We start from the raw sequence: 13,569 nt of genomic DNA, 5'->3' as shown, positions 1-13,569 counted from the left end.
TCGCGCCGCGCCTGGTTTTTCCGATCGTCCCGCAGGGGGACGAGGGGTCGACGCAGCCCCTGCGCAGAGACAGCGAATCGAGAGGAAATGCCCGACCGGACCTAGTGGGCACTTCAGCCGTGGCATAATGCGCGGCAATATTCGCCGCGCACGGCAGCTGCGCCACCAAGATGCGCCACTAAGAAATGGATAACCGGAACACTCGATGAGTTTTTTTTCCGATCTCAGAGCCGAGCGCCTGATCGCCGAGATCCGCGGGATTGGGGACCCGCTGCATCCCGAGTCGCAGAAAGCGCTGCAGAAGCTCATCAAGATCGGCCCGGGCGCCATCCCCAAGATCCTCGATGCCCTGGCCGTGGCCGATCGCAAGGAGACGGCCTGCTATGTCGACGTGCTGAGCCAGCTGATCGACAACAAGAGCTTTCCCATTCTGGTCGAGGGCATGGCCGAGGGCAGCCCGCGCACCCTCGCGGCCATCGGCCAGGCGCTGACCGCCAGCCGCAACTACAGCGCCAACCTGCTGATCGAGCTGCTCGGCCGCGACGACATGCCCAAGCCGCTGCTCCTCGAAGTCATCGGCGCGCAGAAGGGCCGGTTCACAGTGCGCGACCTGCTGCAGCACGCCTACAGCCAGGAAGCCAACGAAAAAGCCGCGCTATTCCGCATCGTGGCCGAGCTCGCGGACGAAGCGGCGCTGCCTGAGCTGATCAGCCGCATCGAAGGCAAGGACTCGACCGCGCGCATCCACATCATCAACATCCTGTCGCGCTTCAACCGGCCCGAGGTGTCGCAGGCCGTCCAGACGCAACTGCGCGACCCGAACAAGATGATTCGGCAAGCCGCGCTGAACGCGCTGTCCAAGATGGATGGTCCGCTCAACATCGAGCCCATCTGCCAGCTGCTGCGCGACCCGGACCTGGAAGTGGCCAACCGCGCCATCGACGTCGTGGTCCGAGCCAAAGATCCGGACACGATGAAATACCTCATCGACGTCCTCAAGGATGAAAACGAATACGCCCGCCGCGCCGGCGTGGAGGTGCTGAACCATCTCGGCACCGCCAACGACATCAAGCATCTGCTGCACGTCATCAAGGACGACGACTGGTGGGTGCGCACTCGCGCCGCCGACGCGCTCGGCAAGATCGGCGGTCCTCGGGTCGTGGATGCCGTGATCGAGCTGATTCGCGACGAAGACGAGGACGTGCGCCGCGCCGCCATCGAGATCCTGAACCAGACCAAGGACGAGCGCGCCATCAACTTCCTGATCGAGGCCACCAAGGACAAGGACTGGTGGGTCAGCGAGCGCGCGGTCGATGCGCTGGCGGAAATCGGCAGCAAGAAGGCCGTTCCCGCGCTGCTGGAGCTGCTGAAGACCGACAACACCCGCTCGCTGCCAACCGTGGCGCGCGCGCTCGGTAAGCTCGGTGACACACGCGTGATCGAATCGCTGGTCGGCCTGCTGGAGCGGCCTGAGAAAGAGATCAAGGTCGAGGTCATCAACGCCCTCGCCCGGCTCGCCGACGACAAGCGCGCCGACGCGGTGCGCAGCTACATTCAAGCGGCAGGATCGAACGCCAACGATCCCACCATCGAGCACGCCGCGATTCGGGCCATCGAAGACATCGATCTGCGTTATTCGAGCACTGCGGTGGCTGCCGCCCTCAAATCGGGACGCACGCTCGCCGAACCGGCGCGCGCCAGCAAGATCGGCTCGGCGGAACCGGCACGCACGCTGCTCATCGACCGCGGCGATGTCGATCAGGTCCTCAAGAAGGTCGAAGAATCCGCGGCCGCCACGGCCAAGCTCGATATCAGCACGCTCAAGCCCGGCGACGTGGTCGAGGGCCGCTACAAGTTCATCGAGAAGATCGGCAAGGGCGCGTTCGGCACCGTGCTGCTCATGGAAGACACGGTGGTCGAGGAGCGGCTGATCCTGAAGTTCCTGAATCCCAACGTGGCGCAGGACGAAGAGATGATGAAACGTTTCGTGCACGAGCTGCGCTACTCGCGCAAGATCACGCACAAGAACGTCATCCGCATCTACGACTTCCTGTACATGCGCGGCAACTACGCCATTTCGATGGAGTACTTTCCGTCGCACACGCTGGGTAGCGAGATCGTCAACGAGAAACCACTGCCGTTGCCTCGCGCCATTCAATACGGCATCGACATCTGCACCGGCATGACCGTCGCACACCACGCCGGCATCGTGCATCGCGACTTGAAGCCGGCGAACATCCTCATCAACAACGAAGGGCTGCTCAAGATCGTGGACTTCGGCGTGGCCGCCGCGCAGAAGGAGGGTGATACCCAGCTCACCAAGACCGGCTATGTCATCGGCTCGCCCAAGTACATGGCGCCCGAACAGATCCTGGGCAAGAAGGTCGACGACCGCGCCGACATCTACAGCGTGGGCGTGATCCTGTACGAGATGGTTACCGGCGTGCCGCCCTACAGCCGCGGCGACCACATGTCGGTCATGTACCAGCACGTCCAGGGCAAGGCGAAATCGGCCATCGAGGTCAACCCGCAGCTGCCCAAGGCGCTGTCCGACCTGGTCTCCAAGGCCATGGCGGTGGACAAGACCAAGCGCTTCCAGAGCATGGAAGAGCTGCGACAGGCGCTGGAGAAAGTGCTTACCTGATCCGATCGGCGCCGATCTTGCGCGAAGTCGCGCCGAACTGCGCTCCACCAGGCTGGTTGAGACTCCCTCACCACCGATCGCCCGGATAGCCCCGCCTGTCAGAATCCGGGTGGCGGCAGCCTGGCTTTACACGGTAGGCTCCAGCCGCCGCGAATCTCCGTCGCTGTAAACGTTGCTGCATGGCCCGAATAGACGCCTTTCTCAAGCTCGGCACCGATCAAGGCTGCTCCGACATCCACTTCGCCGTCGGCGTGCCGCCCATGCTGCGGATGCATGGCGACCTGCTGCCCATCAAGTTTCGCGACCTGAGCCAGGCCGAGCTGGAGAGCTACATCGTCGAGATCATGAGCCGCGCCAACCAGGACCAGCTGCGGCGGGGCCATGACGTCGACTTCTCCTATGTCTCCAGCAACGGCGGACGCTTCCGCGTCAACATCTTCCGCAAGGAAACCGGCGTCGGCGCCACCTTCCGCGCCATTCCTTCCGACGTGCCGACCATCGACCGGCTGTCGCTGCCACCCATCGTCAAGAAGCTGTGCGACAACCATCAGGGCATGATCCTGGTGACCGGCTCCACCGGCACGGGCAAGTCGACCACGCTGGCCGCGATGATCGACTACCTCAACTCGACGCGCCGGCTGAACATCATCAGCCTCGAGGACCCGATCGAGTTCGTACACAAGAGCAAGCAGAGCCAGGTCATCCAGCGCGAGCTGAACACTCACCTGCCCTCGTTCTCCGAAGGCGTCCGCGCGGCGATGCGTGAAGACCCCGACGTGATCCTGGTCGGCGAGTTACGCGATGCGGATACGATTCGCTGGGCAATGACCGCCGCAGAAACCGGCCACCTGGTGCTCGGCACGCTGCATACGACAGGCGCAGTGAAGACCATCGACCGTATCGTCGACGCGCTGCCCGCCGACGAGCGCGAGCAGACCAAGGCGTTCCTGTCGAACAGCTTGATCGCGGTGATCACCCAGGTGCTGGTGAAGACCGCCGATCAGCGTGGCCGCAAGGCGATCTGCGAAATCATGGTGGTGACGCGCGCCATCGGCAAACTGATCATGACCGACCAGACGCACCAGATTCCCTCGCAGCTGCAAATGGGCAAGGACCTGGGCATGCAGATGCTCGACCAGGCGTTGCTCGCCAACGTGCAGTCCAAGGAAATCGACCCCGACGACGCGTATGTGTATGCGAACGACAAGAAAGTGTTCGCGCGCTTCGTCACCGATACCAGCGTGCTGCCCAAACTCGACCTGGCGCCGGGTTGATCATGAGCACAGAACCCAGCCAAGCAGTTACCGGGACGCAGAGCACTTACACGCCGCGTCGGATCGATGAATTCCTCAAGGAAGTGCTGAGCAAGAACGGCTCGGACCTGCACTTCATCGCCGGCGATCCGCCGCGCATTCGTTTGTATGGCGAGCTGCACAACCTGCGGCCCGAGCCACTGACTCCGCAGTTCGTCGAAGAAACATTGCGCGAGATCATGCCGCGCGCGGCGCAGATGCGCCTCGAAGAGAAGCATGGCGCCGACTTTGCCTACATCATTCCCGGCGTCTCGCGATTCCGCGTCAACGTCATGCGGCATCTGTACGGGCTGGGGTGCGTGTGCCGGGCGATCCCTTCCAAGGCCATGTCGCTGGATCAGCTCGGCGTGCCGGACGCGATCCGCAACCTGTGCAAAGTGAACAACGGCCTGATCCTGGTCACCGGCAAGACCGGCTCCGGCAAGTCGACCACGCTGGCGGCGATGATCGACGACATGAACTCGCGCCTGAAAGGTCACATCCTCACCATCGAGGACCCGATCGAGTTCGTGCACCAGCGCAAGAACTGCCTGGTGAGTCAGCGCGAGATCGGCACGCATAGCCCGTCGTTCGCCGAAGCGCTGCACTCGGCTCTGCGTGAAGATCCCGACGTGATCCTGGTCGGCGAGTTGCGCGACTACGAAACGATGAGCATCGCGGTGACGGCTGCCGAAATGGGCATTCTGGTCATGGGTACGTTGCACACCAACGGCGCCGCGCCGACCGTGGATCGCATCGTGAATGCGTTCCCGGCCGATAAGCAGTCGCACGTACGCGCGATGCTCTCGACATCGCTGCGAGGCGTGATTTCGCAGCAGCTGATTCCCCGGGCGGGCAAGCCCGGCCGCGTCGCGGCCCACGAGATCCTGGTGAATACCCCCGCTGTCGCCAACCTGATTCGCCAGGGCAAGCTCGACCAGCTCGAAAACGCCATGCAGAGCGGCGCCGCGTTCGGCATGCGGCTGATGGACAGTGCCATCCAGGACCTGCTCGACAAGGGCGTCATTACCGGCAAGTCGGCGTACCTGAAGGCCATCAACAAGTCGAAGTTCGAGGCCGTGAAGGACATCGGCTAGTCGCTAGTGGCCAGCGGTTAGTGGTCAGTAGGAAGACCGGTCCAGCGATGTCCATTTCCTACTAACCACCAGCCACTAACCGCCAACCGCTGGCCATTGAGGCATAATTCGGCCCTTGTCGCCGCCGAACCCTTGTCCTTTCAATGACCACCCAGCGCAACTATTTCGTTACCACCGCCCTGCCGTACGCCAATGGCCCGTTCCACATCGGCCATATCATGGAGTACATCCAGGCGGACATCTGGGTGCGGTTCCAGCGCCTGCAGGGCCACAAGGTCCATTGGATGGGCGCGGATGACGCGCATGGCGCCCCCATCATGCTCAAGGCCGAAGCCGAAGGCATCACGCCGGAAGAATTGGTCGCGCGCATCGCGGCCGGCCGGCCTCGTGCGCTCAACGGGTTCCTGCTGAGCTTCGATCACTGGCACACGACACACTCGCCGGAGAACATCGAGCTGTCGCAGGACATCTATCGCGCGCTCAAGGCCAACGAACTGATCTACAGCAAGCCCGTCGAGCAGTTCTTCGATCCGGTGAAGAACATGTTCCTGGCCGATCGCTACATCAAGGGCGAATGTCCCAACTGTCACGCCAAGGACCAGTACGGCGACGCCTGCGAAAACTGCAGCTCGGTGTATTCGCCCACCGACCTGATCAACCCGTACTCGACCCTCTCTGGCGCCACGCCGGTGCGCAAGACCTCGGATCATTTCTTTTTCAAGCTGTCCGATCCGCGCTGCGTCGAGTTCCTCACCGAGTGGACCAAGCGTCTGCAGCCTTCGGTGGCGAACAAGGCCGGCGAATGGCTCAGCGGCAAGGGCGACCAGGAACTGGGCGACTGGGACATCTCCCGGGACGAGCCCTACTTCGGCATTCCGATTCCCGACGCGCCGGGCAAATATTTCTATGTGTGGCTGGACGCGCCAGTGGGCTATCTCGCGGCGCTGAAGAACTACTTCACCACCGGCAAGGCCAAAGCCAACGGCGAGACCCGCAGCTTCGAGGAATTCATCAACGCCGATGACGTCCGCCAGATCCATTTCATCGGCAAGGACATCATCTATTTCCACACGCTGTTCTGGCCGGCGATGCTGAAGTTCGCCGGGCGCAAGACGCCCGAGAACGTTTACGTTCACGGTTTCATCACCGTATCCGGCGCAAAGATGTCCAAGTCGCGCGGCACGGGCTTGAGCCCGGTGCGCTATCTCGACATCGGCATGAATCCCGAGTGGCTGCGCTACTACCTCGCGGCCAAGCTCAACGCGCATGTCGAGGACACCGATTTCAATCCTGACGATTTCGTCGCTCGCGTGAACTCGGACCTGGTCGGCAAGTACGTGAACATCGCCAGCCGTTGCGCTGGCTTCATCACCAAACGTTTCGGCGGCAAGCTCGGCGCACTGGACCCGGCGGCCCAACAGCTGCAGCAGGATTTCGCGAGCGACAGCGAATGCTGGAACCGCATCGGCGCACTGTATGAAGGCCGTGAGTTCGGCAAGGCCATGCGCGAGATCGGCAGCCTGCTCGATCGCGTCAATCAATACATCGACACCGCCAAGCCTTGGGAGCTCGCGAAAGTCGCCGGCGAAGAACAGCGGCTGCATCAGGTGTGCTCGACCAGCCTGAACTTCTTCTGGTATCTCACGGTGCTGCTGTCACCGGTGCTGCCTGAAACCGCGCGCAAGGTGCAGGGTTTCCTGCGCCTCAGCGATGAGCAAATGCGCTGGGGCCAGCACAGCTGGTTGCCGGCGGGTCACGAGATTGGCGCATACGAGCATCTGCTCCAGCGGGTCGATCCGAAACAACTGGCCGCGCTGTTCGACACGGGCGAGCCTGAAGTGAAGCCGGCCGCGAAAGTCAAGACGGTCGCGTCCACGACCCCTGCACAAAAGCCTGCCACTTCCGATGAAGTCGGCGCGCTCGCCGAGATCACCATAGACGACTTCGCGAAGCTCGACCTGAGAATCGCAAAGATCCTCGCCGCGGAAACGGTCGAAGGCGCGGACAAGTTGCTCAAGCTCACATTGGACCTGGGCACCGCGCAGCGCACTGTCTTTGCAGGCATTCGCTCCGCTTACACGCCGGAGCAACTGGTCGGCCGCTTCACGCTGATGCTGGCCAACCTCAAGCCTCGCAAGATGCGCTTCGGCACGTCCGAAGGCATGGTGCTGGCGGCCGGACCGGGCGGCAAAGAAATCTTCCTGCTCTCGCCCGATGCCGGCGCGACCGCGGGCATGAAGGTGAAATAGCACTCGCGGAGAGTTATGTCCGCGCTCCTTCTCATTCTGCTCAGTGCCGTGCTCGTGAATGTGATGGCGCTGACGCGCATGCCGGCATGGCGGCCGTTCGAGAACGTCACTGGAATCTACGCTGGCGCGCAGGCCCTGGCAGTGGCTTCATTCGTCGCGGTGCCGTTGGTCGCGGCATTCACGTGGACGGTATCGGCACTGCTGCTGGAGCCTGGCGAGCTTGGGTATCTGCGAACGCTGGCTTTCGTCATCATCGCGGTGGCCGTTGCGCCCTTGGTGGAGATAGCCATGCGTCGCGACGGACGATTTCTGCCACGACGCCCGGGATTTCCGCTGCTGCTCACCACCAACTCGACAGTGCTCGGCGTGGCCCTGATGGTGGACTCCCGGATGCAAAACATCATGGACGCCGTGGGATTCTCGATCCTGGCGGCAGCGGCACTCGGCTTCTTGCTGCTGGCATTCGCAGCGATGCATGAGCGCCTGCAGCACGCGGACGTGCCCGATGTCTTTCGAGATGCGCCGCTCGCGCTCGTCAGCGTCGGCATCATGGCGCTCGCTTTCATGGGCTTTAGCGGATTGATTCAGGAGTGATGCGGGCTCGCTCCGACCAGTCATTATTCATTAGTCACCAGTCACTTCTTTCTTACGGATGATCACGGCGCTTGTCACAATCGTCTTTCTGACCGCGCTGGCGGGTGTCGCTACCGTGGCGACGGCAGGTCGTGCCAGTGAAGTCTCGCTGGCGGAACGCATCGATGCGTTGCTGCCGCAGACGCAATGCCGGCGCTGCACATTCGAAGGCTGCCGTCCCTATGCGGAGGCCATCGCGCAAGGCACCGCCGATATCAATCAATGTCCGCCGGGCGGCGAACGCACCGCCTTGGCGCTGGCCCGGCTCATGGGCGTCGATCCCAAGCCGGTCGGCAAGGAATACGGCGTCGTGCCCGACTATCCCGCTGTCGCTTTCATCGACGAGAGCGCGTGCATCGGCTGCACGAAGTGCATTCAAGCCTGTCCGGTGGATGCGATCATCGGCGCCTCGCGCCACATGCACACCGTCATCGCCGCCGACTGCACCGGATGCGAGCTGTGTATTCCGCCTTGCCCGGTCGACTGCATCGAAATGCAGCCCGCGCCTGCCGCCCCACGATGATCCCGAGTCACGCACTTCCGGGCGGGCTGAGGCTCGACGCTCACAAGGAGCGATCCACCAAACAACCGATCCGTGCCGCCAGCCCGAGCGAGCGTCATGTGATTCCGCTCGATCAACATGCTGGGGCGCCCGCACGGCCGCTGGTGAAAGCTGGCGAGCGTGTGCGCATGTATCAGCCGATCGCGCAGCCGGCTCCAGGCATCAGCGCCTGGCTGCATGCGCCGGTGTCGGGTGAAGTCATTGCCATCGAACCTCGACCTGCACCTCATCGGCTGGGGGCGCCAACGCTCAGCCTGGTCATCGCGAACGATGGCCGCGACGAGCCGTTCGAGAACGCAGCGGCAGTTGTCTCTTTCGAACAGATCTCGCCCACCGAAGCCTGCGAGCACATTGCACGCGGCGGCATCGTCGGCCTTGGTGGCGCCGCATTCCCAACGGCCAACAAACTCGAAAGCTCCCTGTGCGAGGACGGCCCGCGGTTGTTGCTCAACGGTGCCGAGTGCGAACCGTACATCAGCTGCGACGAGATGCTGATGCGTGAGCGTGCCGAGGACATCGTATTCGGCGCGCGTGCGCTCCTACATGCACTGTGTGCGCCCAGTTGCACGATTGCCATCGAAGCTGGCGTTCCTGAAGCACACGAGGCGCTGCGTCGAGCACTCGACAAGGCTGCCGATTCGAGAATCCGCATCAAGATCGTGCCGGCCATCTATCCCGCAGGCGGCGAACGCCAGTTGATCGCGTCCGTGTTCGGTGTCGAAGTGCCCTACGACGGCCTGCCCGCGGATATCGGCATCGTGTGTCAGAACGTCGGCACAGCCGCCGCCGTCGCGCGCTGGATTCGCGATCGCCAGCCGCTGATCAGCCGCATCGTCACGGTCACCGGGGACGGTGTGAGCGCCCCTGCAAACCTCGAAACACGCATTGGCACTCCATTCGCCAGCCTCATTGGAGATTGCGGCGGCTACACCGAGCGCATGTCACGTTTGATCATGGGCGGCTCCATGATGGGAGCGTCACTGCCTCACGACGACATGCCGGTCGTCAAAGCCACCAACTGCATCGTGGCCGCATCCGCCTTGGACCTGCAACCCCGCGGCCCGGAGATGCCGTGCATTCGCTGCGGCGCCTGCTCGTATGTATGCCCCGCCTTTCTGCTGCCGCAGCAACTCCATTGGTATTTGCATCCTTACGATGGGACGCAACTCGATCGACACGGCCTGCTCGATTGCATCGAATGCGGGTGCTGCGACTACGTCTGCCCGAGCCAGATTCCGCTCGCCGAACGCTTCCGAGAAGGGAAACCTTTGCTGGTTCGCGAGCTCGACGCCAAGCGCAGCGCCGACACGGCACGCGCTCATTTCTACGCTCGCAACGAACGCCTGGCGCGCCTGGAAGCCGAGCATCGTGCCAAACTCGCAGCCATGCGCCGGCCGAAACAACAATGACTTTTCCCACTTCACCCGCACCGCATGTGGTCGCACCCAACAGCGTGGGGCGAGTCATGCGCATCGTGCTGTATGCGTTGCTGCCGATGATCGTGCTGCACGTCTACTTCTTCGGCGTGGGCCTGCTCGTGCAGATCTTGCTCGGCTCATTGACCGCGCTGGTTGCGGAGGCCGTGGCGTTGCGATTGCGCCAGAAGCCGGTCGAGCCGTTCTTGAAGGATGGCAGTGCCATTCTCACGGCCGTGCTGCTGGCGCTGTGCCTACCGCCGCTCGCGCCGTGGTGGCTGGTCGTCAGCGGCACCGCGTTTGCGATTCTACTGGCAAAGCATTTGTTTGGCGGGCTTGGCGCCAACCCATTCAATCCCGCGATGGTCGGCTATGCCGTGCTGCTCGTGTCGTTTCCGGTGCAGTTGCTGCAATGGTTACCACCCACCGGCATGGATGCCGAGCAAGCCAGGCTCACCCTCAGTGAAACGATCCAGACCATCCTCACCGGCTCGCTGCCGCCGCGACTGACCTGGGATGCGATTACATCGCCAACGCCACTGGATGCGCTGCGCACCAGCCTGAAGATGGGTATGACCATGGCCGAGGCCCAAGCGGCACCGATCTTCGGCACACTCGGCGGTCGGGGCTGGGAATGGATCAACCTGGCCACCCTCGCCGGCGGCATCGCGCTGCTGGCGTTGCGAATCATCCGCTGGCACATTCCGGTCGCCATGCTCGGTGCCATCGTCGTCTGCGCGTCCCTGATGTATGTAATCGATCCGGGCGCGTATGCGGGCCCGATCTTTCATCTAACGTCGGGCGCCAGCCTGCTCGGCGCGTTCTTCATCGCCACCGATCCGATTTCAGCAGCCACCAGCGATCGCGGCCGCTTGATCTACGGCGTCGGCATCGGCGTGCTGACCTACGTCATCCGCACCTGGGGCGGTTACCCGGACGGCGTGGCCTTCGCTGTGCTGCTGATGAATCTCTCCGTGCCGTTGATCGATCGTTATACGATCCCGCGCATCTATGGCCACGCCCGCTGACAAGCGCAGCTTCATCGTTCCGACGGCGACGTTGGCCGGCATCGCCGCGGTGCTTACGGTTGGTCTTGCAGTCCTGGCGAATGTCACGCGCGAGCGCATCGTTCACAACCAGCAGGCGTGGATCAAGGAACATCTGGACGTGCTGGTGGCTCCGCCCAACTACGACAACGATCCGCTCGCCGATACGATCGAGGTCACCGCGCCTGGCTTGCTCGGCACCCAGGCCCCGGTAACCGCTTATCGCATGCGCAAAGCGGGCCTGCCCGTCGCGGTAGCCATCCGATCGATTGCTCCAAATGGCTATCGAGGACCGATCGAGTTGCTGGTGGCCATCGCCCCTGGCGGACAGTTGCTCGGCGTGCAGATCATTCGCCACAACGAAACGCCGGGGCTGGGCGACGCGTTCGAGAATCGCGACCGCGGCTGGTTGGAGAGGTTTCGCGGACTGTCGCTTTCGAACCCACCCCAACAGCGCTGGAGCGTGCGACGCGACGGCGGCGACTTCGACGCGTTCACGGGGGCCACCATTACGCCACGCGCCATCGTCGGGGCAGTGCGTAAGACTCTGGAGTTCTATCAAGGCAACGAGGACCGTTTGTATCGGGACGGCCGGCCACAATGAACACGCCACCGCCAACCGTCGCACCGTTGAGCACGCAGCCGTCGACAGATGCTGCAGCAAGAGGGCGGCATCACGCATTCAACAGCACAGTGCAACTGCTGGCGCTGTGCCCATTGCTCGCAGTCAGCGACACTGTGGTCAAGGCAGTGGGCTTCAGTGCCATCGTGTTGATGCTGTTGCCGCTCGCAACATTTCTGTTCGACATCGTGCGCCGCTGGCTGGACGACACCATCATCCTGCCGGCCAGCCTGCTGATTACAGCAGGCCTCGTAACCGCTGCCGAGTTGATCACGAGAGCATGGTTTCATGATCTCGGTCAGTCATTCGGCCTGTTCCTGCCGTTGCTCGCAGTGAACATCGTGGTGATCGATCACCTTCAGGCACCCGCGCAGGATCGCCTCGCGCAGCTATCCCGAAGCGTGCGTATCGCGTTGGGCATCTCGCTGACGCTGATCGTGCTGGGGTTTGCACGCGAGCTGGTGGGCCGAGGCTCACTGCTGAATGGCGCGGGCGCGCTCGGCAGCTGGGCCGAACATCTGGAGATCAAAGTGTTCAGCGTCGACATGGGCTTCCTGCTGGCCATGCTGCCGCCGGGCGCCTTCATTTCCTTGGGACTGCTGATCGCGGCCCGCAACTGGCTGGCCCGCCGTCGCAACTCTCACGCCAGTGTTGATCCATGAACAGAAAAAAAATCGCGGCCATTTTCGAGCGGCTCAAGGCCGCCAACCCCAAGCCGACCACCGAACTGGAATATTCCACGCCGTTCGAGCTGCTCATCGCCGTGATCCTGTCGGCGCAGGCCACGGACAAGAGCGTCAATCTCGCGACCCGCGAGCTGTACAAACATGCGAACACGCCGCAAGCCATTCTGGCCCTGGGCGTGGAGGGACTGTCGCGTTACATCAAGACCATCGGCCTGTTCAACACCAAGGCGAAGAATGTCATCGCCACCTGCAAGATCCTGGTGGAACAGCATGGCGGCCAGGTACCCGAATCACGCGAAGCGCTGGAAGCGCTGCCCGGCGTGGGCCGCAAGACCGCGAATGTGATTTTGAACACAGCGTTTGGCCACCCGACCATCGCCGTGGACACCCACATCTTCCGCGTCGCAAACCGCACCGGCCTCGCGCCCGGTGACAACGTCCGCCAGGTCGAAGATCACCTGGTCAAAGTCGTGCCGGAGGAGTATGCGCACGACGCGCACCACTGGCTGATCCTGCACGGCCGCTACACCTGCATCGCGCGCAAACCGAAATGTCCGGAGTGCGTGATCCGCGACCTCTGCGAATACAAACAGAAGACACCGCCCGAGACCAAGCCAGTCAAGCGCAGCATCTTCGCTCCGCGCCCTAAAGTGGCGCCAACCAAACCCAAGCTCGCTCGGAAGCTCCGCAAGCAGCGCGCTTGATTATTTTGCTGAACGACCCAAAGCTATCTGGCCCGAGGCTGGACTCGCCGCATGCCGATCTTCGACACCCAATCCCGCGATCAACTGCGCCGCGCCTACATCGACGCCTGGCGCAAGCACCGCGAGGGTCTGCCGATGGAGCCGCTGGAAGCGCAGATTGCCGACGTGGTCGCGCTCCACCCTGAATATCAAGCACAGCTGGAGCGTTCGGACGACGTCGTTGACCGCGACTACAGCCCGGAGGGTGGGCAATCCAATCCGTTCCTGCACATGGGCCTGCACCTCGCGGTCCGCGACCAGATCGGCACCGATCGGCCGCCCGGAATCCGCGCCGCCTTCGAAGCGCTGGCGGGGCGCATGAGCGAGCCACACGACGCTGAACATCAAATCATCGAGTGCCTGGCTGAAGCGTTGTGGGAAGCGCAGCGCGCCGGCCGGCCGCCCGACGAGCAAGCCTATCTGCGACGGGTGCAGGGACTGGCTTCGCGCCCGGTCAGAGGCCGCTAAATCGCCCGCCCTGCCCGGCGCTGTCAGCGGCCCGGCCCCCTGCTTTCGCATCCAGTGATAGCAGCGTTCGCGGTCCGCGTGGTGGCCCGGCCAGGACGTGAATGGTAGATTC

At 63.1% G+C, this 13,569-nt stretch carries 12 protein-coding genes; all 12 read left to right on the top strand.

Translation table 11 applies throughout. From position 1 onward, the window contains the following. The first annotated feature begins 205 nt into the window (after positions 1 to 205). The gene (locus VGE08_RS16805; RefSeq protein ID WP_331069068.1) at positions 206 to 2,644 is read left to right on the top strand and encodes a protein kinase domain-containing protein; all 2,439 of its coding nucleotides are present in this window, start codon (positions 206 to 208) and stop codon (positions 2,642 to 2,644) included. A 179-nt stretch (positions 2,645 to 2,823) separates the two neighbouring features. Further along, entirely contained in the window at positions 2,824 to 3,918 is a 1,095-nt protein-coding gene (locus VGE08_RS16800; protein WP_331069067.1) for a PilT/PilU family type 4a pilus ATPase, read from the top strand. Between the two features lie 2 nt (positions 3,919 to 3,920). After that, positions 3,921 to 5,033 (top strand): type IV pilus twitching motility protein PilT, encoded by a 1,113-nt coding sequence (locus VGE08_RS16795; RefSeq protein ID WP_331069066.1) that lies wholly within the window; start codon positions 3,921 to 3,923, stop codon positions 5,031 to 5,033. A 143-nt stretch (positions 5,034 to 5,176) separates the two neighbouring features. Then, positions 5,177 to 7,282: a methionine--tRNA ligase gene (gene metG, locus VGE08_RS16790; RefSeq protein WP_331069065.1), complete on the top strand. Its 2,106-nt coding sequence runs from the start codon at positions 5,177 to 5,179 to the stop codon at positions 7,280 to 7,282. Positions 7,283 to 7,297: 15 nt separating this feature from the next. Beyond that, entirely contained in the window at positions 7,298 to 7,876 is a 579-nt protein-coding gene (locus VGE08_RS16785) for an Rnf-Nqr domain containing protein (protein WP_331069064.1), read from the top strand. A gap of 58 nt (positions 7,877 to 7,934) precedes the next feature. Further along, positions 7,935 to 8,438: an electron transport complex subunit RsxB gene (rsxB, locus tag VGE08_RS16780; protein ID WP_331069063.1), complete on the top strand. Its 504-nt coding sequence runs from the start codon at positions 7,935 to 7,937 to the stop codon at positions 8,436 to 8,438. Further along, positions 8,435 to 9,886, top strand: coding sequence for an electron transport complex subunit RsxC (rsxC, locus tag VGE08_RS16775; protein WP_331069062.1), 1,452 nt, complete (start codon positions 8,435 to 8,437; stop codon positions 9,884 to 9,886). The genes rsxB and rsxC overlap by 4 nt, the downstream gene beginning before the upstream one ends. Next, a complete protein-coding gene (rsxD, locus tag VGE08_RS16770; RefSeq protein WP_331069061.1) occupies positions 9,883 to 10,920 on the top strand; it encodes an electron transport complex subunit RsxD in 1,038 nt (345 codons plus the stop codon). Before rsxC ends, rsxD begins: the two co-directional genes overlap by 4 nt. Beyond that, complete coding sequence (locus VGE08_RS16765; RefSeq protein WP_331069060.1) at positions 10,904 to 11,542, top strand: RnfABCDGE type electron transport complex subunit G; 639 nt, start codon at positions 10,904 to 10,906, stop codon at positions 11,540 to 11,542. The genes rsxD and VGE08_RS16765 overlap by 17 nt, the downstream gene beginning before the upstream one ends. After that, complete coding sequence (locus VGE08_RS16760) at positions 11,539 to 12,222, top strand: Rnf-Nqr domain containing protein (RefSeq protein ID WP_331069059.1); 684 nt, start codon at positions 11,539 to 11,541, stop codon at positions 12,220 to 12,222. Before VGE08_RS16765 ends, VGE08_RS16760 begins: the two co-directional genes overlap by 4 nt. Next, on the top strand, positions 12,219 to 12,950 hold the full coding sequence (gene nth / locus VGE08_RS16755) for an endonuclease III (protein WP_331069058.1): 732 nt from the start codon (positions 12,219 to 12,221) through the stop codon (positions 12,948 to 12,950). The genes VGE08_RS16760 and nth overlap by 4 nt, the downstream gene beginning before the upstream one ends. A gap of 51 nt (positions 12,951 to 13,001) precedes the next feature. Beyond that, positions 13,002 to 13,457 carry a DUF1841 family protein gene (locus tag VGE08_RS16750; RefSeq protein WP_331069057.1) on the top strand — a complete coding sequence of 152 codons (456 nt, stop codon included), beginning with the start codon at positions 13,002 to 13,004 and terminating at the stop codon, positions 13,455 to 13,457. Positions 13,458 to 13,569: the final 112 nt, after the last annotated feature.

Origin of the sequence: Steroidobacter sp. (genome assembly GCF_036406195.1) — a bacterium.
Taxonomy (GTDB): domain Bacteria; phylum Pseudomonadota; class Gammaproteobacteria; order Steroidobacterales; family Steroidobacteraceae; genus Steroidobacter.
This window is presented reverse-complemented; position numbering and strand designations above follow the sequence as displayed.